This is a genomic window from Meishania litoralis, from assembly GCF_042611095.1.
GTDB classification, from domain to species: Bacteria; Bacteroidota; Bacteroidia; order Flavobacteriales; family Flavobacteriaceae; genus Meishania; species Meishania litoralis.
Genome location: NZ_JBHFPV010000001.1, coordinates 1,860,350 through 1,881,750, shown reverse-complemented (window position 1 = coordinate 1,881,750; position 21,401 = coordinate 1,860,350). Strand labels below are relative to the sequence as shown.

Below are 21,401 nucleotides of genomic sequence, written 5' to 3'. Positions count from 1 at the left end.
AGTAATAATCGAAAAATCATTTATCGATGAAAGCACTTAAAAATATAGGCCTTGTAATCTTTCTGATCGGATTGGGCGTTTTTACGGCCCTGCCTTTAATGGGTACCTTCCAATTGAACACCCCAACCTTTGATAAGATCGTATCCGATAAAGGGGTTAAAAGCGAGCTCTTTATTCAATCTATAAAAGATAGGGTAATAGGTCAGGAGTTTACGGGTATGCCAGACCTATCTGCAACGATTTCGGAAGCAGTCGAATCGGCGAACATTTCGCATAGAAAAAATAAAGAATACAAGAAGGTTATATATACCAATCCACATGATATGGCCGTGCTTATCGGAAAAGAATCCGGTAGCGGCTTTATTCCACAAAACAAAGGGTTGATGTGGTTTCTGACCTTCGGGCTCGGAATCATCGGAGCACTTCTTTTCATTCTGCCCAATGTCATCCTATTGGGCAAAAAAGGAATAAAAAACAATGGTATTTATCATGAAAATGCAACGAACCGAGGTTGGATTGCATGGTCCGTCTTTATCTTTTTGGTAACGTTTTACCTGATCCTCTATTTCCGTCCCGAGTTTGCCGTGAACTGGACGTATCTGGTCGATCCAATCAGCGAGGCCCTAAGCGGGAACCCTGCGGGGCATTGGTTCGTTTATGGATTTATGTACTGTGTCGTCATGGTCGTTATGGCCGTACGCATGTACATCAAATACAGACATAACAAATACCAAATGGTGCGCACGACTTCGGTGCTTTTCTTTCAAATCGTATTCGCTTTTTTGGTTCCAGAGATCATGGTACGGCTTCAAATGCCCTATTATGATTTTAAAAATGCCTTTCCGCTCGACTATGATTTCTTTTTTCAATGGAATTTAAAATCGCTCTTGAACAGTGGCGGAATTGGCCTTTTTATCTTGTTTTGGGGAATTATATTGACTTTGGTCATTGTACCGATCATGGTGTATTTCTTCGGAAAAAGATGGTACTGTTCATGGGTCTGCGGGTGCGGTGGCCTTGCTGAAACTTTAGGTGACCCGTACCGCCAACATTCAGACAAGTCATTATTTGCCTGGAAGATAGAACGCTGGTTGGTTCATGGCGTGCTCGTCTTTGCACTTGTCATGACCGCGATGACCCTGTACAGCTTCTTTGCCGAATCGGGAACCGTTCTGGGGATAAAAACGCAAAGTGTTCAGAACACCTATAGCCTGGCCATCGGGTCGATTTTCGCCGGTGTTATCGGTACCGGGTTCTATCCCATTTTCGGAAACCGTGTCTGGTGCCGTTTTGGCTGTCCGCTTGCAGCCTATCTAGGTGTCGTACAGCGGTTCAGGTCACGTTTTCGCATTACCACCAATGGCGGACAATGTATCTCGTGCGGCAATTGCTCTACCTATTGTGAGCAAGGCATCGACGTGCGCGCCTACGCCCAGAAAGGCGAAAATATTGTTCGGGCAAGTTGCGTGGGGTGTGGCATCTGTTCTGCCGTATGTCCGCGAGGGGTACTGAAATTGGAAAATGGGCCTCTTGAGGGACGTATCAATTCGAACGAAGTTCTATTGGGCAATGATGTTGACCTGATGCAACTGGTCAATAAAAAATAGGTTTTAATATCGAACAAAGAATCAGTCAGTTAGTTGCGATCGATTTATTCGACCAATTGACCATTAACAAGAAAGTCGATGTCCGTTAAAGTACTTATTACGGTAACACTGTTCCTTTTCTTCGGAAACACTCGCGAAGAAAAAAGTCATTATTTTAAAGAGTATTACCAGACCGGTATACCGAAGGCCGAAGGTTGGTTGAAAAATGGTTCTAAAACAGGGTACTGGAAATTCTATCATAAAAATGGAAAATTGGCCGAGCAGGGCCATTACCGTAAGGATCTGAGGGAAAAATATTGGTATTTTTTTTCTGAAAAAGGTGTTCGCAGCAAAGAGGGACATTACAAAAAAGGCCAAAAGATCGATTGGTGGTTGTTTTATGACCAATTCGGAAGATTGGATTATAAGTGCCAGCTTTCCAACGGTCAAAAAAATGGCTATTGCATACAATATGACCAAACCGGCATTACCTCTGCCTCGAAATATCGAAATGGAAGAAAACTTAAAGACTGGTATGATCTTAATAGTTTTAGAAAAGAAAATGCACTTTCAGACTTGAAATAATGACTGCAGCATTCGAACTTTTCCCTGACATCAAGGTCATCATACCCGCCTTCAACGAAGCCGATTCAATTGCCCATGTAATTCATGAAATTCCAGATATCGTTTCAGAAATAATAGTTGTCAACAACAACTCTTCCGACCAAACCGTTCAAAACGCCCAAAATGCAGGAGCAACGGTGCTTACCGAAAATAGAAAAGGATATGGTTATGCCTGCCTTTGCGGAATGAATTATGTCGCGCAACAGTCCAAACTACCCGATATTATCGTATTTATTGACGGAGACTATAGCGATTATCCAGAAGAGCTTATCGAAATCGTGAAACCGATCGTAGAAGACGACAAAGACCTGGTAATCGGGGCCCGTGTCAAGCACCTTAGGGAAGAAGGGAGCATGACGCCCCAACAGGTTTTCGGTAATTGGTTGGCGACCAGGCTTATGAAATTGTTCTTTGGGGCAACATTTACCGATCTCGGTCCGTTTAGAGCCATAAAGTACGACAAATTGCTTCAATTGGGCATGGATGACAAAACCTATGGGTGGACCGTTGAGATGCAATTAAAGGCATTAAAGAAAAAATTGACATATACCGAAGTGCCAGTACGTTACAAGAAAAGAATTGGCATTTCAAAAGTATCAGGTACCGTAAAAGGTAGTATATTTGCAGGCATTAAAATTTTAGGGTGGATATTTAAATATAGCTTTAAATAAAATGGGACTAACAATTATATACATCATCCTCGCGATCTATAGCATTTCGCTCTTACTGATCTTTCTGTATAGTCTTGCCCAGCTGAACCTTTTGGTCAATTATCTAGGTAATAAGCGAAGAAACCAAAATGCGCCAAAATACAATCTTTTGGATCCAAGAGAGATTCCGTTTGTAACGATCCAACTACCCGTCTACAACGAGGAATATGTAATGGAACGGCTCTTGGACAATATTTCAAAAATCGAATACCCAAAAAGTAAACTTGAAATTCAGGTCTTGGACGATTCTACAGATGATTCCGTAATCAAGACGGCCGAAAGAATCGAAGAATTAAAGAATACAGGCCTTGACATTGTCCACATTCGCCGGAAAAACAGACAAGGCTTTAAGGCCGGTGCCTTGAAAGAAGGCCTTAAAATTGCCAAAGGTGAGTTTATCGCCATCTTCGATGCCGATTTCTTACCGGACAGTGATTGGCTGAAAAAGACCGTTATTTACTTCAAGGATGAGGAAATTGGTGTCGTACAGACCCGTTGGGGCCACATCAATAGAGATTATTCTGTGCTGACCAAAATCCAGGCTTTTGCGCTTGACGCCCATTTTACCCTTGAACAGGTCGGAAGAAATTCAAAGGGCCACTTTATCAATTTTAACGGTACGGCCGGTATTTGGAGAAAGCAATGTATTCTCGATGCCGGAAACTGGGAGGGCGATACCTTGACCGAGGACCTCGATTTAAGTTACCGTGCCCAACTGAAAAATTGGAAGTTCAAGTATTTGGAAGATGTCGAGACCCCTGCAGAACTTCCGGTCGTAATCAGTGCCGCACGGTCACAACAATTCAGATGGAACAAAGGTGGTGCTGAAAACTTCAGAAAATCGGTTTGGAGCGTGATCAGCGCCAAGAACATTTCGTTCAAGACCAAGTTCCACGGTGTCATGCACCTGTTGAACAGTTCTATGTTTTTATGTGTTTTCTTGGTAGCCGTTCTGAGCATTCCGGCCATGTATATTAAAAATACCTACCCACAGTTCGATGGACTTTTCAATGCACTCAACTTTTTTATTGTCAGTACCATCATACTTTTTGTTTGCTATTGGTTCACCTACAAAAGTATTCAGGGCAGTAGTTTTGACAATTTTGTGGACTACATAAAGCTCTTTTTTACCTTTTTCGCCGTAGCCTTAGGGTTTTCGCTACATAATTCGATTGCTGTTTTAGAAGGCCATATGGGCAAGCGAAGTGAGTTCGTGAGAACGCCGAAGTTTAATATCAACAGCATTACCGAAAGCTGGAAAGGCAATAAATATCTCGCCAAAAAGCTATCGCCCAACATGATTCTCGAGTTCGGCCTAATGGTCTATTTCCTCTTTGGTATGTACAGTGCGATACCGCTAGATGATTTCGGACTCTTTCCATTCCACATGATGTTGTTCCTCGGTTTTGGTTTTGTGTTTACCAAGTCGTTGACGGCGAGGGCATAAGACAAGGGTTTTTAACTCTTTGCCCAAATCTTCATGATTTTTTTACCTCCTTATGAATTTCCTTTGGACTCACTTTTAATAATATAATAATGGCAATAAGTCCGAGAATTACTTGCCACCATTCCCAATAAGAAAAGTTTATTTCAATTTCTCTTATTTTGATCATTTGACATATATCATTTTGGGTTCTATCCCATGTGCAACAATTAAGCTTTTTGATTTGCAAGGTGATCAAACGGTCTTTTAAAAAAAGAACAAAAAAAACCACCTTGTCATGGCTAAGTAAATGGATTGTTTTCAGTTTGCGTGTAACATGAAAATTGAAAATCTGTAGCTTCCTCAATAATTTCTTTTAGGTGTTCGGAGATGTGAATTTCAAAGAATGAAAAATGTTTGTTGCCTGGAGTGTCTTCTTCGAAGAATAGATTGAGAAAGCTCGGATGGTACTCGTTCCGCCTTCCACTGAACGGCCGAGTTTCGAAATCGGTTTTGCGATGTGCAACGGAGCAAAAATTCCTACGAAGAAGTATCCTTTCTTTGTTTCGTTTCTTTGGACAAGCAAGAAATGAAATGAGAATATTCCACTTTAATTTCTTATTTTTTCGGTTGCTAAGAAACCCACCGGATGCCCAACCGATTTGTCACATATCTAAAACTTCATAAGGTTTCATTGGTGCTCGCGTTTATTTGTCTGGGCTTATACTATACTTTCGCCTATCATCTCGAACGTACCGACTTTATCAAGTTATTGACCCTATGCGCTGCCTTGTTTTTTCTCTGCTTCAAATTGATACAATTCGAAAAGTGGAATTTTAAATTGCTGCTTGTCATAGGGGTACTGTTTCGGTTGGCATTCCTAATGGCAGAACCGAATCTTTCGCAAGATTTCTACCGCTTTATCTGGGACGGTGAACTGGTGCGGAATTTTGTCAATCCATACTTGGCGGTACCCGACACTTTGATCGAGCAAAAAGATTTGGTCATCGCCAATGCAAAGGAGCTTTATGGTGGCATGGGCGAACTCAGTGCCCGCCATTTCAGCAATTACCCGCCTTTGAACCAGATCATATTTGCGATGGCCACCCTTTTGGGCGGAAAATCGGTCATGGGCTCCGTATTGGTTATGCGGGTCTTGATCATAATCGCCGATATCGGCATTTTCTATTTCGGAAGAAAATTATTGCGTAACCTCAACCAGTCTCCCCACTTGATTTTTTGGTATTTTTTAAATCCCTTGGTGATTATCGAGTTGACCGGAAACCTTCATTTCGAGGGTGTCATGCTTTTCTTTTTTATATGGGCCCTATACTTGCTATCGATTAAAAAATGGGTTTGGGCCGGAATTCCCTATGCCATGGCCATTTCGATAAAATTGGTGCCCTTGTTATTTCTTCCACTTTTCCTGAAATACCTCGGATTTAAAAAAAGCATGCTGTTCTATTTGGTGGTCGGCGCGGTTTCCCTTCTGCTATTATCTCCATTTTACGCCTCCAATTTTATCGATAATTATTCGCAGACGGTGGGACTATGGTTCTCAAATTTTGAATTCAATGCCAGCCTTTACAATATCATGAAGAAGATTGCCATTGGCTATGACCAAAAACCATGGGAGTTCGTCAAAAGTTATGGTAATGTCACCCCATATATCACCATAATCCTTGTGTTGGTGTTCACCGTCTTTAAGGTCGATAAAAACCTGAAAACATTGTTGGCGGCCATGCTTTGGGTTTTGACCCTGTACTATTTAATGAGCTCCACGGTACACCCCTGGTATGTTATTTTTCTTTTGACGCTTTGCATTTTTACCGAATTTCGATTTCCCATTATATGGTCGGCGGCAATCATTCTCAGTTATTATGCATACTCCCAAACTGATTTTAAGGAAAACCTTTGGCTATTGGCCATTGAATATATTGCCGTGTTTGCTTTCCTATCCTATGAAATACTCAAATTGAACAAGCAAAAACCGTTTTTTCGATAAAATTAAGTCCTGAATTATGTCGATAAAATTTAATTTGTACATTTGACTCTCAATGCAAGGACAAGATTACATATTCGTTTTTATCGCACGTCCGTTCTTCCCACGTTGTCGTCGCCCGTAAGGGTGCGCTACTTCTATGGAAATAGGTGAGTCCATTTCCGCAATTTCGACAGACCATATTGAGAATTTTTAACTAAAACAACGTAGCAATGAACATTGTAATTGCTGACGAATCACATTTTAAATACGCCCAACAAATTTGCGACACCATTGCTGAATCGGCAATGGTACGTGGTACGGGAATTGCCAAACGTACACCTGAGTACATCCACAAAAAATTGCAGAACGGCAATGCCGTAATCGCTCTTGACGGTGATAAATTTGCGGGTTTTTGCTACATCGAAGTCTGGGGGCATGAAAAATATGTGGCCAATTCGGGTTTGATCGTCCATCCAGATTATAGAAATCAAGGCCTGGCAAAAAAAATCAAGCAGAAAATCTTCGAACTTTCTACCAGTAAATTTCCAAATGCGAAAATTTTTGGGATTACGACTGGGCTGGCCGTGATGAAAATCAACTATGAACTAGGCTACAGACCCGTAACGTTTTCAGAATTGACCGATGACCCTGAATTCTGGAAAGGCTGCCAAACCTGCAAGAATTTTGATGTCTTGACACGTACAGAACAGAAAATGTGTCTCTGTACGGGCATGCTTTATGATCCAAATTCGAAAGAAAAAACGGCAAATGTTAAAAAACTCAATGGCAAGACATTCCAGCGACTAAAGAGTATCAAGGAAAGTATATTCCTAAAGAAAAAGGCCAAATGAGACCGACATGTTTAAGGTCATCACTAAACACACCGGAATGATTATTTTAAACCAAACCTGCCCGCCGGCAGACAGGGGTTGCATTCCCGCGCCGAGCTTGTCGAAGCGCGACGGTTGAAAAACAACAAAAATAAACACATGAAAAAACTAGTTTTAGCATATAGCGGTGGGTTGGATACCTCGTACTGCGCCAAATACCTATCAAAAGAAAAAGGTTTTGAGGTACACGCCGTAAGCGTCAATACCGGTGGTTTCTCAAAAGAGGAAATCACCGACATCGAAGAAAAGGCATTGCGATTGGGGGCAAGGTCATACACCTCTATCGATGCCGTACAAACCTTTTACGACAAGGTCGTTAAATACCTGATTTTCGGCAATGTATTGAAAAACAACACCTATCCGCTTTCGGTTAGTGCCGAGCGGATCGTACAGGCCATTGAAATCGTAAACCATGCCAAAAAGTTGGGCGCCGAATATATCGCCCATGGCAGTACCGGTGCGGGTAATGACCAGGTACGATTTGATATGATCTTCCAGATCATCGCTCCTGAAATCGAGATCATCACACCGATTCGCGATAACAAATTGGCCCGGGAGGCCGAAATCGAATATCTCAAACAGAACGGGGTCGAATATTCTTGGGAAAAAGCGAAATATTCAATCAACAAAGGGCTTTGGGGTACTTCGGTCGGCGGGGAAGAAACCCTGACCTCCGAAAAACCGTTGCCCGATTCGGCCTATCCCAGTCAATTGCAGGAAAAGGAACCCTCGGAAGTGAAACTAACCTTTGAAAAAGGGGAGTTGGTCGCCATAAATGGAGTAAAGGATTTACCGGTCGCCAATATTGAAAAGCTCAACAATATGGCATCAAAATATGCCATTGGCCGAGATATTCATGTCGGCGACACCATTATCGGTATCAAGGGCCGGGTCGGTTTTGAGGCCGCCGCTTCGCTTATCATTATAAAAGCCCACCATCTTTTGGAAAAACATACCTTGACCAAATGGCAACAATATCAAAAAGAGCAGTTGGGCAATTTTTACGGAATGTTACTGCACGAAGGAAACTATCTCGATGAGGTAATGCGAAATATCGAGGCCTTTTTGAAAGATACCCAAAAAAACGTCTCAGGTGATGTATTCGTCGGCCTGTTTCCGTTTCAATTCCGATTGAACGGAATCGCATCGGAGCATGACCTGATGAACGCTTCGTTCGGTAGTTATGGCGAAATGAACAAAGGATGGACGGCCGATGATGCAAAAGGTTTTATAAAGATCCTTTCCAACTCGGGCAAAATCTATAACCATGTAAACCAAAACCATGATTAAGGTAGGCATCATAGGAGGTTCAGGATACACGGGAGGCGAATTGATTCGAATTCTTTTAAACCATCCGCAGGCCGAAATCGATTTTGTATTCAGCACCACCCGGGCAGAAAAAAAACTTTCCTCGGCCCATCCCGATCTATTAGGGTTGACCGATATGCAATTTACCGCACGGGTGAATCCGAATATCGATGTAGTCTTTCTATGTCTGGGCCACGGTAATTCCTCTAAATTTTTAAAGGAAAACCTTTTTTCCGATAGCACAAAAATCATCGACCTGAGCAATGACTTCCGATTAAAGAAAGATTCGATCTTCGAAGGAAAAGAATTCGTCTACGGACTCCCGGAATTGAAAAAAACGGAAATCGAAAAAGCTGATTATATCGCAAACCCCGGATGTTTCGCGACTACGATTCAATTGGCCCTATTGCCCTTGGCAAAAGCCGGATTACTGGGGCAGGATGTTCACATCAATGCCGTGACCGGTAGTACAGGTGCAGGTGTAAGCCCTTCGGCGACCTCCCATTTCAGCTGGCGGAACAATAATGTGAGCTGGTACAAACCCTTTACGCACCAACATTTGGGGGAAATCAATGAAAGTTTGAAATCATTGCAAGACGATTCGGGAGAATTGTTCTTCATGCCGAATCGTGGAAATTTCACAAGGGGCATTCTGGCAACGGCGTACACGAAATTTACCGGAAGCGAAGCGAAGGCCATTGAACTGTACGAGAGCTTTTATGCCGATGCACCGTTCACTAACGTGGCCGAAGAACCGATTCATTTAAAACAGGTGGTGAATACGAACCAATGCCATGTTCATTTGCACAAACACGACAATATACTGCTGATTACATCTGCCACAGATAATTTATTGAAAGGTGCATCGGGGCAGGCCGTTCAGAATATGAATTTGATGTTCGGTTTTGACGAAACCGCAGGTTTAAAATTAAAGGCTGGAGTATTTTAAAGAGCATATCGATAAATTACCAACAACGGTCAAGAAACAACGAAAAAATGAAAATAGCCATCATAGGTGCCGGAAATTTAGGATTATCAATTGCTAAGGGTATTTTGAATTCAAAAGGGTCGAATTACATCTATCTGACCAAAAGAAATACCGCTGAACTGTACAATTTTGAACAATATGGCAATGTTATCATTACGTCAGACAACCGCGAAGCGGTAAAAAAGTCGACGATCTTGATATTCGCGGTACAACCCAGCCAACTCGAAGCGATTCTGGTCGACATCAAAGACCTTTTGAAGACCAAACATGTTATCATCTCGACGATAACCGGTTTTAGTATCGCCAAGATCGAAAGCATTATCGGAGCCAAACATCACATTATAAGAAGCATGCCCAATACGGCGATTTCGGTCGGCAAGTCGATGACCTGTGTATGCAGCAATGAAAAAGGAAAGGGCAAGATCAACTTGGCCAAGGCCATTTTCAACCGGATGGGGCATTCCATGGAAGTGCCAGAAGAACAAATGCAGGCCGCTACAGTAATCTGTGCAAGCGGAATCGCTTTCTGGATGCGCCTCATACGAGCGACCACCCAAGGTGCCATACAGTTGGGTTTCGATGCCACTGAAGCACAAGAACTGGCCATGCATACTTGTAACGGTGCGGCTAGTTTGTTGATCGAAACCGGAAACCATCCTGAAGAGGAAATCGATAAGGTTACGACCCCGAAAGGTTGTACGATCCAGGGTTTGAACGAGATGGAACATCAGGGGCTCAGCTCTTCATTGATACAGGGAATTGTGGCTTCGTTCGAGAAAATCAGTAGGATCCGGGAGGGGCAATTATAAAAAATCAAACACTTGGCTTAAAGCACAAAAAATGAAGTTATTCGACGTTTATCCGCTATACGATGTAACCCCCGTCTCGGCTAATGGTATCGAGGTCATCGACGACAAAGGCCAGACCTACCTCGATTTTTACGGGGGCCATGCGGTCATTTCCATCGGACATACGCATCCGCATTATGTAAAGCGGTTGAAAGATCAATTGAACAAGCTAGGGTTTTATAGCAATTCTGTAAAAAATCCGTTGCAAGAAGAATTGGCCTTAAAACTCGGTCGACTCTCGGGCTGTGACGACTATAATCTGTTTATGTGCAATTCGGGTGCCGAGGCAAACGAAAATGCGCTGAAGATGGCTTCCTTCCATACCGAAAAACCAAGGGTCATTTCCTTTAAAAACAGTTTTCACGGCAGAACGTCGGCGGCCGTGGCCGCGACCGATAATCCGAAAATCAATGCCCCCATCAATCGGCAGCAAAAAGTAACGTTCTTGCCTTTCAACGATTTGGACGTTTTTCAAAAGGAAATCGAAAAAGGGGACGTTTGCGCCGTTATTTTAGAAGCCATACAAGGTGTCGGCGGTTTGGACGAACCTTCCACAGAATTCTATCGAAATATCACCACACTTTGCAAAACGAACAATGTGGTACTGATTGCCGATGAGGTACAATCGGGCTTTGGCAGAACTGGAAAATTCTTCGGTTTTCAACATCATGGCATCCGACCGGATATCATCAGTATTGCCAAGGGCATGGGCAACGGCTTTCCGGTGGGCGGAATTTTGATCCACGAAAGTATTAAAGCTTCACACGGACTGTTGGGCACCACTTTTGGCGGAAACCATCTCGCATGTGCCGCGACCTTGGCGGTCTTAGAAGTCTTGGAAAACGAACAATTAATCGAAAATGCCGCAAAAATTGAACCTTATTTTCGAGGGTTAGCGGCAGAAATCCCCCAAGTTAGGCGCGTAAAGGGCAGGGGGTTGATGCTCGGTCTTGAATTCGATACTTCGACTGCGCTCAGCACAGGTTTCGAAGTTGCCGACCTCAGAAAGAAGTTGATCCACAATCAAAATTTGTTTACGGGCGGGGCAAATGATAAACACGTGCTTCGGGTACTTCCGGCATTGAATATCACGAAAGCCCATATCGATATATTTTTCAACGCCCTAAAAACGGAATTGCAATGAGCATCATACTTGAAATCGGCCAACGCAATGCCGTTCTCACAACGATGGCATCATTGCTCGCTAAGAATCGGCAGACGATTTTAGCGGCCAACAGAACCGATATGCAACGTTATTCGGGCGATGATCTGGCCATGCGCGATCGCCTGAAGGTCGATGATACCAAAATCGATGGAATGATCGTTTCATTGCGGCAATTGGCAAGTCAAGACGACCCTTTAGGGGTCGAGCGTTTTCAATTTACGCATGAAAATGGCATGCAGGTCAGCAACAAGACCGCACCTTTCGGTACGGTATTGATTATTTATGAGTCCCGCCCCGACGTAACTATCGAAGCGGCGGGTATCGCTTTCAAATCCGGCAATAAAATCTTGCTTAAGGGCGGTAAGGAATCCTTGAACAGTAATCTGGCATTGATCGAATTATGGCATAGCGCACTTGTCGAACATAATGTCGATACCGATTGGGTAACCTACTTGCAATTTGATAGGGGCGAAACCCAGGTTTTCCTAGAGAAACCGACTCAAAAAGTTGATCTCATTGTTCCGCGCGGAGGGGAAAAATTGATTGCCTTTGTCAAGCAACACGCTACCTGTCCTGTAATCGTAAGCGGACGGGGGAACAATTTTGTCTATGTGGACCGGGAAGCCGATCTGCAAATGGCATCGGACATCATCATTAATGCGAAGACGACCAAAATATCGGCATGCAATGCGTTGGACAAAGTGTTGATCGCCACCGACCTGCCAAGAAAACATCAATTCTTGCAACATCTGATTCAGGAACTGAAAAAGAGCAAGGTGGAGATTTTTGCGGACAATACCATTTCAAGCATGGACGGTACCCAAGAAATTACGGACGAAACAATTTGGTTCGAGGAATTTCTAGATTACAAAATCGTTATCGGCCAAGCATCTTCGTTGGAAGATGCAGTGACCAAAATCAATCGATATGGCGGTGGGCATTCGGCGTCCATAATAACAGCGAATAACGATACCGCGCAGACCTTTATGGAGTCGGTCGATGCGGCGGCCGTCTACCACAACGCCTCGACCCGGTTTACCGATGGGGGGCAATTCGGTCTGGGAGGGGAACTCGCGATCAGTACCGACAAATTACATCAACGTGGGCCAATAGGTTTACAGCATTTGGTCACGAACAAGTGGTTCGTAAAAGGAAATGGCCAGGTAAGGAGTTGATGGTTGATGGTTGATGGTAAGTTAAAAAAATGAGGAAAATTAAAGGGTTAGAAATGCAGCGTTCGGATTTCAGAATGAAGTAAATAAAAAATGTAGAATCATGAGACAAGAGACCGACAACAAGAAATTAGAAATAATAAAGCATACTGCGTTCAGCCAATGACCAAAACAATGTCCAAAAAAAGAATCTTACTCAAAATAGGATCTAACACCCTGACCAAGGAAACCGACCAAATATCCCGAGGAAAAATCGAGGATATAGGCCGACAAATAGCCCTTTTAAAGGAAGGTTATGAATTTATTATCGTCAGTTCGGGAGCAATTGCGGCGGCGAAACAATTCGTGAAATTGGAACATAATGGCCAAGACATATCGGTCAAACAGGCCCTGGCGGCCATTGGGCAACCACATTTAATGCGTATGTTCCAGGAAAGTTTTAGGGAATTGGGTCTGTTCACCTCGCAGTGCCTACTGTCATATTCCGATTTTGAGAATCCCAAATCAAAGGGAAACATCAAGAATACAATAAATATTTTGGTAGCCAATAATTTTATACCTATCATCAACGAGAACGATACCGTAGCCGCCGATGAAATCCAGTTCGGTGACAATGATAAACTCGCGGCTTTGACCGCAACACTTTTAGAAGCAGACCTACTGTTGATCGCCACCAACACCGATGGTATCTACACAAAGGCATCTTTGGAAAACGGTAGGCCCAAGACCATTGCAGAAGTACAAGGCGTTGCCGATTTATCACGGGAAATTAGTATGACAAAATCATCGCATGGCACTGGCGGAATGCAATCGAAGATCGAGGCGGCGACCATTGCGAGCGAAGCGAACATAGAAACCTGGATCGTCAATGGCTTAAAAGACAATTTTATAACCGATGCCTTAAACGGCATCGGCAACCATACCAAAATAAAATAATGAGAAATTATCTCTCTATCAGCGACATAGATTCATTGCCCGATTGGGTCGCGGCGGCACGTGATTTGAAAAAAAATCCTAGGAAGTTTGATTCACTTGGAAAAGGAAAAACCATCGGCCTATTGTTTTTCAATAATAGTCTGCGCACCCGATTGAGCACCCAAAAAGCAGCGATGAACCTGGGTATGGAAGTCATGGTCATGAATTTTGGCAGCGAAGGCTGGGCTTTGGAATATGGGGATGGCACCATTATGGACCAAGGAACCTCTGAGCACATCAAGGAAGCCGCACAAGTGGTTTCGCAATACTGTGATATTATTGCCATTCGAGCCTTTGCAGGATTAAAGGACAGAAAAATAGACGAAGCCGAACAGGTTTTGAACGGATTCAAACAATATGCCAGCGTTCCCATTGTAAATATGGAAAGTTCGGTGGGCCATCCGTTGCAGGCCTTGGCCGATGCAATTACCTTGGCAGAGCAAAATGCAAAGAAAAGACCTAAGGTAGTACTATCATGGGCTCCGCACCCCAAGGCCCTGCCCCATGCCGTCGCGAATTCCTTTATTGAAATGATGCAGTTGCAGGAAGCCGATTTTGTGATTACCCATCCAGAAGGTTACGAATTGAATCCCGAAATCACCAAAAGTGTCCGAATCGAACATGACCAGAAAAAAGCCTTGGAAAATGCCGATTTCGTTTATGTCAAAAATTGGTGCAGTTATTCGCACTATGGAAAAATCCTTGGTCAAGAAACCGATTGGATGATGACCAATGAGAAATTGGGCCATGCCAAGTTCATGCACTGTCTACCGGTACGAAGAAACGTGGTCGTCGAAGACGCCGTTCTCGATAGTGAACGATCATTGGTCATCGAACAAGCGAATAATCGAACCTATGCGGCACAGGTAGTTTTAAAGAAACTCTTGGAAAATTAATACGATGGCCTATACATTGAAAGACAAAGTATGCATCGTTACCGGAGCCACCAGTGGAATGGGCAAGGCCATTGCCAAAACATTCCATCACGAAGGGGCGAAGCTTATTTTATCCGGAAGAAATATCGATCGCGGAACTGCCTTGGCCAATGAACTTGACAATTCGCTTTTCGTTGCCGGGGACGTTAGTGAACCCAGCTATAACGAACGGCTTGTGAAAACCGCCATCGAAGTTTTTGGAAAACTGGATATTGTATCGTTAAATGCGGGAATTTTAGGATTGGGCAATGTTGTCGATCTGTCGCCTCGCGATTGGCAAAAAACCTTGGAGATAAATCTGAGCTCTATTTTTTATCTTTCAAAATATGCCATTCCATATTTAAAAAAACAGCAAGGAAATATTTTGATCAACGCATCGATTGCCGCATATAAAAGTTTTCCCAACCATCCGGCCTATTGTGCCTCAAAGGCTGGCTCGGTCGCATTGATGAGGCAAATGGCCGTTGAATACGGCCCTGAAATCAGGGTAAATGCCATGTGTCCGGGTCCTGTGGACACTCCCTTAATATGGGACTCCGCAAAGGCTTTTGAAAACCCTGAAAAGGCCGTCGAAAACGCGGGAGAAACAACTTTGATGAAGCGATTGGGAAAACCCGAAGATGTCGCAAATTTGGCCCTTTTCCTTGTGTCCGACAAGGCATCATGGATTACGGGAACGGCAATGACCATTGATGGCGGAAAATTAAATACGTAGGATGAAACAAAAACTATCCATCATTAAAATTGGCGGAAACGTCATCGAAGATCCTGATAAGCTATCACTGTTCCTATCGCGTTTTTCCCGAATGGAGGGTTTGAAAATCCTGGTCCACGGAGGTGGAAAATTGGCGACCCAATTGGCGACCGAACTGGGCATCGAATCAAACATGATCGGGGGCCGCAGAATTACCGATGCCCAAAGCTTGAAAATAATCACGATGGTCTATGCCGGGCTGACCAACAAAAATATTGTTGCAGAACTACAGGCGTTGGAATGCAATGCCATTGGATTGACCGGTGCCGATGGCGATACCATACAGGCGCATAAAAGACCGGTACGCGATATCGATTATGGTTTTGTCGGCGATGTCGAAGGAATAAATTCGAAGACGATCTCGCAATTGCTGAATACCGGACTTACCCCTGTTTTTTGTGCAATGACCCACAACGGTCACGGACAGTTACTGAACACCAATGCCGACACCATTGCCTCTGAGCTTGCCATCGGTATGGGTATCGATTTCGAGACGACATTGTACTACTGTTTCGAAAAGAAAGGGGTTTTGATGAATGTCAATGATGATGATTCGGTGATAAAACACATCGATTCGGCCTCCTATGAAAAATTATTGCAAGACAATATCATTGCCGACGGCATGCTTCCGAAAATGGAAAATTGTTTCCATGCCCTTCGAAACAATGTACATAAAGTCTGCATCGGAGACCAAAAGATGCTCGACCCAAATACAACTTTGTATACAACACTGACCTTATGAAGATGGAACAAAAAGTGCTAACGGAAAAAGCAATCGAGCTCTTGAAAGAATTGATTTCCATTCAATCTTTTTCATCTGAAGAAGATAAAACTGCCGACGCGATTGGCAATTGGTTGAAGTCATTCGGTATTCCGTTTCAGCGGAAAATCAATAATATAATTGCGGTCAACGAAAATTTTGACGAAAACAAACCGACCCTGCTGTTGAATTCGCACCACGATACGGTAAAACCGAATTCGGCGTACACCAAAGACCCTTTTCACCCGCATATCGAGGATGGAAAATTATATGGTCTGGGCAGCAATGATGCGGGCGGGGCCTTGGTCTCATTGCTTGCCACATTCGTGCATTTCTATAAAGCGGAAAACCTGAGCCACAATATAATGATGGTCGCCTCAATGGAAGAGGAAAGTGCCGGTCCCAACAGTCTTAGAAGTTTATTGCCTGAACTTCCTAGAGTCGATGTGGCCATAGTAGGCGAACCTACTTTGCTCGATTTTGCCATAGCCGAAAAAGGGTTGGTCGTTTTTGATGCGGTGGTAAAGGGAACCCCATCTCATGCGGCGCATCCAAACGCCGATAATTCCATTTACAAAACCATCGAGGTGTTGCAATGGTTCAAAAATTATAAGTTTGAAAGGGTATCCCAAACCTTGGGAGAGGTGAAGTTGACCGTTACCCAGATCAATGCCGGAAGTCAACACAATGTCGTTCCGGCGCAGGTCGATCTGGTCATCGATGTTCGCGTCAATGATAAGTACACGAATAAAGAAATCGCCGATATATTGAAGAAAGAAGCCCCATGCGAATTGAAGGAACGCTCGTTGAACCTGAATTCGTCGGCCATCTCAAAAGACCATCCCTTGGTACAAGCGGGTATTGCCATGGGCAGAAAGACCTATGGATCCCCCACCCTTTCGGATCAAGCGGCTCTGACCTGTCAATCGTTAAAATTAGGACCAGGCGACAGTACACGGTCACATTCGGCCGATGAATATATTTATGTTCGTGAAATCGAAGAGGGAATCGAACTGTACATTAAAATTTTGGTGAAGTTCCTCACCCCCTAGCCCTAAAAAGAAGGGAGAATACGGAGAAAAGAGAACAAACAGCAAAACAACAGGAAGCGAATAGCGAAATAAACTTTGTACTAAATACTCAGTACTAACGACTAATTACTAAATACATGAAACTCTGGGACAAAGGTTTTAGCACCGACAAAAAAATCGACCATTTTACAGTGGGCAATGACCGAGAATTGGATTTGCTTTTAGCCAAATACGATGTTATGGCCTCAACGGCCCATGCCAAAATGTTGGGCAAAATCGGATTATTGTCCGAGGGAGAGACCGCTTCATTGGTCGATGAATTGGACGAAATTCAATCATCCATCAAAAAAGGAACCTTTACGATTGAGAATTCCTTTGAGGACATGCATTCCAAAATCGAATTTCTGCTCACCGAAAAACTGGGGGATACCGGAAAGAAAATACATACGGCACGATCGCGAAACGACCAAGTACTCGTGGCAATGCATTTGTACCTGAAAGATGAACTGACGGAAATAAAGTCGCAGACGAAAGCACTTTTTGACTTGCTGATGGATCTGGCCGAAAAACACAAAGAAGTTTTGTTGCCGGGCTATACCCATTTACAGATTGCCATGCCTTCCTCTTTCGGGCTATGGTTTTCAGCCTATGCCGAAAGTCTGATCGATGATCTATATTTTATCGATGCCGCATACAAAATAGTAGATCAGAATCCGTTAGGAAGTGCCGCAGGGTATGGCAGTTCCTTTCCAATCGACCGGAAATACACCACCAAAGAAATGGGTTTTACGACCATGAAATATAACGTCGTTGCCGCTCAAATGGGGCGCGGAAAAGTCGAAAAGGCGACCGCCTTCGGTATGGCTAGCATTGCGGCCACGTTGTCAAAAATGGCAATGGACATCTGCTTGTACATGAGCCAGAATTTCGATTTTATTTTATTTCCCGATGCGCTGACCACGGGCAGTAGCATTATGCCGCACAAGAAAAATCCCGATGTCTTCGAACTGGTCAGGGCAAAGTGTAATAAACTTCAGGCTGTGCCCAACCAATTGACCTTGGTCATCAATAACCTGCCCAGTGGATACCACCGAGATCTACAATTGGTCAAGGAGATTATCGTTCCCGCCATTCAAGATATGAAGGCCTGTTTGGAAATCTTGACGTTCAGTCTAAAGGAAATACGGGTCAACAAGAACATTCTCGAAGACCCCAAATACGATTATCTTTTCAGCGTGGACACCCTGAACGAACTGGTACAGAACGGAATGCCCTTTCGCGACGCCTATAAGAAAATGGGGCAAGAAATACAGGAAGGTACTTTTGCGCCAAAACGAAATATTTCGCATTCGCACGAAGGAAGCTTGGGGAATTTGTGCTTGGATGAGATAAAAAAGAAGATGGATAAGATTAGTTGATCATTCCCAAATTGATCACCTCTTGATCGGTCAAATACCGCCAATGCCCTCGGGGCAAGTCTTTCTTGGTCAACCCCGCATAAACGACACGGTCGATCTTTACCACTTCATACCCCAAATGTTCAAAAAGAAGTTCGACCACTTTGTTCTTTGAGCTGTAAATTTCTATGCCGAGCTCACGTTTGGGCGCATCGTCTATAAAACTGATTTCTTGAACGCGAATGGGCCTTTCGTCCAAAACGATTCCCTCCTGGATTCTCTTCAGGTCGGCACTTCGTAAATCTTTGTTCAATTCGACATGGTATATTTTTCGTAGTCCGTTTTTTGGATTTTTCAATCGCTTGGTCAAATCGCCGTCGTTGGTAAAAAGTAAAAGCCCCGTGGCGTGTTTGTCCATTTTATCGATCGGAAGCAAAGGGGATTTGGAGGCGTTGGAAATAAGTCCTGAAACATTTCTCCGTCCTTTTTCATCGCGAACGGTTGTTGCGAAATCTTTGGGCTTGTTGAGCAAGACGTATTCCTTTTTTGCCGGATTCAGCAACCTTCCGTCGAACCTAACCTCATCGGTCAACTTTACCTTATACCCCATTTCGGTAATCGGTTTTCCATTGACCGTAACATTACCCGCTGCAATGTAGATATCGGCGTCGCGCCTTGAACAAACCCCTGAATTTGATACAAACTTGTTCAATCGAATAAGGTCGGGGTCTACCGTTTTATCGTTTTCAACACGTTTTTTGATGGGTGCATTGCCACGGGCATAACTTTTCTTTCGAAACGTTCCGCCCTGTCTCCCTGAAGCCCGCTTACCATTGTTTGAACCTGATCTGGCCATAATCTATATTTTTACAAAGGTAGTTTTAATCATTGAATCGAACGTTTAAACAAGGCTTCAGGTTAGTATTACCTTGGCGGGAGAATCATTTAAATGATATTCCATTGCCGAAATCGGTTCAAGATCAAATCGACATCGATCAACAAGATACTGAAAACCCCGAGAATGATGATAAACTTAAGAATGTTGTGAAGCAATACATAATGTTTTTTTGAAGAGGATTTCCAAAGTACCGTTATCGATAGGATCAACAAAATACTGCTTCCCATAAAATAAAGGTACATATGTCCGACATCAAACTTGGTAATCAGTAAATAGGCGGGCAGTAGCGTCATAAGAATCAAAATACCAATGCATATCTTAGAGACTTTAGATCCATAAAGAATCGGTACCGTCTTGTAGTTGTGGACAAGATCGCCCGTAATATTTTCAAGATCTTTTATCATTTCACGAGCCAAGATCAGCAAGAACAGGAAAACTGCATGAACAAAGATTACGGTTTCAAAATTTTTATAGTAAACGAAGACGGCAAAAAAAGGAGTAATGGACAATATCGCAGACACAAAATTACCCACAAACGGTACACGTTTTAATTTGTGGGAATAAAACCAAATGCCAAAAATATAGGCCGAAAAGAAAAATACCGCTCTGAAAGACACATAACTGGCTGCAAAGACCGCCAAAAAGTTGAGTACGAAATAAGTGGTCAATTTAAAACGCTGGCTGACCAATCGGTCCAACATACTCTTTCTAGGTTTATTGATCAGGTCTTTTTCAGCGTCATAAAAGTTATTTATGATATATCCTGATGCGATGACCAATGCCGAGGAAGCCACGATCAAAAACAGGTTCAAATCAAAAATCACCTTGCGCAACGGAAGGTCAGGGGATAAAATATAGATGGCCGCCAAATACTGGGCCAAAACGATCATCAGTATGTTATAGCCGCGAACCACGGAAAACAGGCTCAACAACTTTAAAAGCAAGAGCTTGTTTTTTCTGCTCAACATGTTTTTGCGATTGTTCTAGAAGTTGTACACCACTTCTAAATTGTAGCCTTGCAACGCCCTTTTGGCCTTGTCTATATCTTGTGTGAAGCCAAGTATATAACCTCCGCCGCCAGAGCCACAAAGTTTTAGGTAATATTCATTAGTGTCTATACCCCTTTGCCAAAGCTCATGGAACTTAGTGGGAATCATTGGTTTGAAATTATCGAGAACAACATGTGATAATTGCTTGAGATTTCCAAAAAGCGACTTTACATTGCCGTTTATAAAATCCTCGACGCACGCATCGGTATGTTTTATGAATTGATCTTTGAGCATGTTCCGAAATCCTTCTTGCTTCATCTTCTCCATGAAAAGTTGTACCATTGGGGCGGTCTCTCCCGTAGAACCACTGTCCAACAAAAACACGGCCCCTTTTCCTTCAATATTTTGTGAAGGTATACTGGTCGACTCGATATTGTCTTTTGAGTTGATAAGAATAGGAAGGCTCAAATAACTGTTCAAAGGATCCAAGCCCGATGATTTACCGTGGAAGAACGATTCCATTTTTCCAAAAATCGCCTTTAATTTCAACAATTTCTCACGGGTAAGGTTTTCGAGTACCGTAATCTTATCGGTCGCATATTTATCATAAATAGCGGCAACCAAGGCACCGCTGCTACCAACACCATATCCTTGAGGAATCGAGCTATCGAAATACATACCCGCATCGATATCGCTTTTTAAGGATTTGAAATCGAAACTGACCAAACCCGGACTATTCTTCTGTACCATTTCAAGATAATCGGCAAACTCCCTTAGGCCGTTATTCGATTTCTTGGCAGCCTCGGAAGACGTATCGGTCGTTTTCAAGGCACCTTTAAAAAAGTTATAGGGAATGGAAAGCCCTTTTGAATCTTTGATGATTCCGTATTCCCCGAAGAGGAGTATTTTTGAATAAAATAAGGGTCCTTTCATAATTGTTGTTTGATCTGAGGCATTCTAGTTT

Annotated in this window: 20 protein-coding genes; 17 read left to right on the top strand and 3 right to left on the bottom strand. The window is 43.2% G+C overall.

The annotated features are described in order from the left end of the window. Positions 1-26: 26 nt before the first annotated feature. The 17 genes from ACEZ3G_RS08390 (at position 27) to argH (ending at position 18,571) form a co-directional block, all read left to right on the top strand. Positions 27-1,607 carry a 4Fe-4S binding protein gene (locus tag ACEZ3G_RS08390; RefSeq protein WP_432424992.1) on the top strand — a complete coding sequence of 527 codons (1,581 nt, stop codon included), beginning with the start codon at positions 27-29 and terminating at the stop codon, positions 1,605-1,607. A gap of 78 nt (positions 1,608-1,685) precedes the next feature. Then, positions 1,686-2,171: a toxin-antitoxin system YwqK family antitoxin gene (locus ACEZ3G_RS08385; protein ID WP_432424991.1), complete on the top strand. Its 486-nt coding sequence runs from the start codon at positions 1,686-1,688 to the stop codon at positions 2,169-2,171. Then, the gene (locus tag ACEZ3G_RS08380; RefSeq protein ID WP_432424990.1) at positions 2,171-2,881 is read left to right on the top strand and encodes a glycosyltransferase family 2 protein; all 711 of its coding nucleotides are present in this window, start codon (positions 2,171-2,173) and stop codon (positions 2,879-2,881) included. Before ACEZ3G_RS08385 ends, ACEZ3G_RS08380 begins: the two co-directional genes overlap by 1 nt. A gap of 1 nt (position 2,882) precedes the next feature. Then, entirely contained in the window at positions 2,883-4,367 is a 1,485-nt protein-coding gene (locus ACEZ3G_RS08375; RefSeq protein WP_432424989.1) for a cellulose synthase family protein, read from the top strand. Positions 4,368-4,992: 625 nt separating this feature from the next. Then, positions 4,993-6,348, top strand: coding sequence for a glycosyltransferase 87 family protein (locus ACEZ3G_RS08370; protein ID WP_432424988.1), 1,356 nt, complete (start codon positions 4,993-4,995; stop codon positions 6,346-6,348). A 209-nt stretch (positions 6,349-6,557) separates the two neighbouring features. Beyond that, positions 6,558-7,178, top strand: coding sequence for a GNAT family N-acetyltransferase (locus tag ACEZ3G_RS08365; protein ID WP_432424987.1), 621 nt, complete (start codon positions 6,558-6,560; stop codon positions 7,176-7,178). 138 nt (positions 7,179-7,316) lie between these two features. Further along, entirely contained in the window at positions 7,317-8,507 is a 1,191-nt protein-coding gene (argG, locus tag ACEZ3G_RS08360) for an argininosuccinate synthase (RefSeq protein ID WP_432424986.1), read from the top strand. Beyond that, a complete protein-coding gene (argC, locus tag ACEZ3G_RS08355) occupies positions 8,500-9,474 on the top strand; it encodes an N-acetyl-gamma-glutamyl-phosphate reductase (RefSeq protein ID WP_432424985.1) in 975 nt (324 codons plus the stop codon). The genes argG and argC overlap by 8 nt, the downstream gene beginning before the upstream one ends. A 47-nt stretch (positions 9,475-9,521) precedes the next feature. Continuing rightward, complete coding sequence (gene proC, locus ACEZ3G_RS08350) at positions 9,522-10,322, top strand: pyrroline-5-carboxylate reductase (RefSeq protein WP_432424984.1); 801 nt, start codon at positions 9,522-9,524, stop codon at positions 10,320-10,322. A 31-nt stretch (positions 10,323-10,353) separates the two neighbouring features. After that, positions 10,354-11,505: an aspartate aminotransferase family protein gene (locus tag ACEZ3G_RS08345; RefSeq protein WP_432424983.1), complete on the top strand. Its 1,152-nt coding sequence runs from the start codon at positions 10,354-10,356 to the stop codon at positions 11,503-11,505. Beyond that, positions 11,502-12,701, top strand: coding sequence for a glutamate-5-semialdehyde dehydrogenase (locus ACEZ3G_RS08340; RefSeq protein ID WP_432424982.1), 1,200 nt, complete (start codon positions 11,502-11,504; stop codon positions 12,699-12,701). Before ACEZ3G_RS08345 ends, ACEZ3G_RS08340 begins: the two co-directional genes overlap by 4 nt. A gap of 171 nt (positions 12,702-12,872) precedes the next feature. Continuing rightward, positions 12,873-13,634, top strand: coding sequence for a glutamate 5-kinase (proB, locus tag ACEZ3G_RS08335; protein ID WP_432424981.1), 762 nt, complete (start codon positions 12,873-12,875; stop codon positions 13,632-13,634). After that, positions 13,634-14,569, top strand: a complete 936-nt coding sequence (locus tag ACEZ3G_RS08330; protein WP_432424980.1) for an acetylornithine carbamoyltransferase — start codon at positions 13,634-13,636, stop codon at positions 14,567-14,569. Before proB ends, ACEZ3G_RS08330 begins: the two co-directional genes overlap by 1 nt. A gap of 4 nt (positions 14,570-14,573) precedes the next feature. Continuing rightward, positions 14,574-15,323, top strand: a complete 750-nt coding sequence (locus ACEZ3G_RS08325) for an SDR family NAD(P)-dependent oxidoreductase (protein WP_432424979.1) — start codon at positions 14,574-14,576, stop codon at positions 15,321-15,323. A 1-nt stretch (position 15,324) separates the two neighbouring features. Beyond that, a complete protein-coding gene (argB, locus tag ACEZ3G_RS08320; RefSeq protein WP_432424978.1) occupies positions 15,325-16,104 on the top strand; it encodes an acetylglutamate kinase in 780 nt (259 codons plus the stop codon). Positions 16,105-16,106: 2 nt separating this feature from the next. Beyond that, entirely contained in the window at positions 16,107-17,174 is a 1,068-nt protein-coding gene (locus tag ACEZ3G_RS08315; protein ID WP_432425166.1) for a M20 family metallo-hydrolase, read from the top strand. A 116-nt stretch (positions 17,175-17,290) separates the two neighbouring features. Then, positions 17,291-18,571 (top strand): argininosuccinate lyase, encoded by a 1,281-nt coding sequence (argH, locus tag ACEZ3G_RS08310; RefSeq protein ID WP_432424977.1) that lies wholly within the window; start codon positions 17,291-17,293, stop codon positions 18,569-18,571. Here argH and ACEZ3G_RS08305 read toward each other — a convergent pair. The 3 genes from ACEZ3G_RS08305 to ACEZ3G_RS08295 all read right to left on the bottom strand — a co-directional run bounded on the left by ACEZ3G_RS08305 (position 18,564) and on the right by ACEZ3G_RS08295 (position 21,370). After that, positions 18,564-19,406: a pseudouridine synthase gene (locus ACEZ3G_RS08305; protein ID WP_432424976.1), complete on the bottom strand. Its 843-nt coding sequence runs from the start codon at positions 19,404-19,406 to the stop codon at positions 18,564-18,566. The genes argH and ACEZ3G_RS08305 overlap by 8 nt on opposite strands. Positions 19,407-19,495: 89 nt before the next feature. Continuing rightward, positions 19,496-20,416, bottom strand: a complete 921-nt coding sequence (locus ACEZ3G_RS08300; RefSeq protein WP_432424975.1) for a geranylgeranylglycerol-phosphate geranylgeranyltransferase — start codon at positions 20,414-20,416, stop codon at positions 19,496-19,498. A gap of 15 nt (positions 20,417-20,431) precedes the next feature. Continuing rightward, on the bottom strand, positions 20,432-21,370 hold the full coding sequence (locus ACEZ3G_RS08295) for a mevalonate kinase family protein (protein WP_432424974.1): 939 nt from the start codon (positions 21,368-21,370) through the stop codon (positions 20,432-20,434). Positions 21,371-21,401: the final 31 nt, after the last annotated feature.

What these genes read in the sequence shown, in the direction of transcription:
- ACEZ3G_RS08380 (WP_432424990.1), top strand. Translation starts at nt 2,171, where the DNA reads ATGACTGCAGCATTCGAACTTTTCCCTGACATCAAGGTCATCATACCC.
- argG (WP_432424986.1), top strand. Translation starts at nt 7,317, where the DNA reads ATGAAAAAACTAGTTTTAGCATATAGCGGTGGGTTGGATACCTCGTAC.
- ACEZ3G_RS08295 (WP_432424974.1), bottom strand. Translation starts at nt 21,370, where the DNA reads ATGAAAGGACCCTTATTTTATTCAAAAATACTCCTCTTCGGGGAATAC.
- ACEZ3G_RS08325 (WP_432424979.1), top strand. Translation starts at nt 14,574, where the DNA reads ATGGCCTATACATTGAAAGACAAAGTATGCATCGTTACCGGAGCCACC.
- argC (WP_432424985.1), top strand. Translation starts at nt 8,500, where the DNA reads ATGATTAAGGTAGGCATCATAGGAGGTTCAGGATACACGGGAGGCGAA.
- ACEZ3G_RS08390 (WP_432424992.1), top strand. Translation starts at nt 27, where the DNA reads ATGAAAGCACTTAAAAATATAGGCCTTGTAATCTTTCTGATCGGATTG.
- ACEZ3G_RS08375 (WP_432424989.1), top strand. Translation starts at nt 2,883, where the DNA reads ATGGGACTAACAATTATATACATCATCCTCGCGATCTATAGCATTTCG.
- ACEZ3G_RS08385 (WP_432424991.1), top strand. Translation starts at nt 1,686, where the DNA reads ATGTCCGTTAAAGTACTTATTACGGTAACACTGTTCCTTTTCTTCGGA.
- proC (WP_432424984.1), top strand. Translation starts at nt 9,522, where the DNA reads ATGAAAATAGCCATCATAGGTGCCGGAAATTTAGGATTATCAATTGCT.
- ACEZ3G_RS08305 (WP_432424976.1), bottom strand. Translation starts at nt 19,406, where the DNA reads ATGGCCAGATCAGGTTCAAACAATGGTAAGCGGGCTTCAGGGAGACAG.
- ACEZ3G_RS08330 (WP_432424980.1), top strand. Translation starts at nt 13,634, where the DNA reads ATGAGAAATTATCTCTCTATCAGCGACATAGATTCATTGCCCGATTGG.
- ACEZ3G_RS08370 (WP_432424988.1), top strand. Translation starts at nt 4,993, where the DNA reads ATGCCCAACCGATTTGTCACATATCTAAAACTTCATAAGGTTTCATTG.
- argH (WP_432424977.1), top strand. Translation starts at nt 17,291, where the DNA reads ATGAAACTCTGGGACAAAGGTTTTAGCACCGACAAAAAAATCGACCAT.
- proB (WP_432424981.1), top strand. Translation starts at nt 12,873, where the DNA reads ATGTCCAAAAAAAGAATCTTACTCAAAATAGGATCTAACACCCTGACC.
- argB (WP_432424978.1), top strand. Translation starts at nt 15,325, where the DNA reads ATGAAACAAAAACTATCCATCATTAAAATTGGCGGAAACGTCATCGAA.
- ACEZ3G_RS08365 (WP_432424987.1), top strand. Translation starts at nt 6,558, where the DNA reads ATGAACATTGTAATTGCTGACGAATCACATTTTAAATACGCCCAACAA.
- ACEZ3G_RS08340 (WP_432424982.1), top strand. Translation starts at nt 11,502, where the DNA reads ATGAGCATCATACTTGAAATCGGCCAACGCAATGCCGTTCTCACAACG.
- ACEZ3G_RS08345 (WP_432424983.1), top strand. Translation starts at nt 10,354, where the DNA reads ATGAAGTTATTCGACGTTTATCCGCTATACGATGTAACCCCCGTCTCG.
- ACEZ3G_RS08300 (WP_432424975.1), bottom strand. Translation starts at nt 20,416, where the DNA reads ATGTTGAGCAGAAAAAACAAGCTCTTGCTTTTAAAGTTGTTGAGCCTG.
- ACEZ3G_RS08315 (WP_432425166.1), top strand. Translation starts at nt 16,107, where the DNA reads ATGGAACAAAAAGTGCTAACGGAAAAAGCAATCGAGCTCTTGAAAGAA.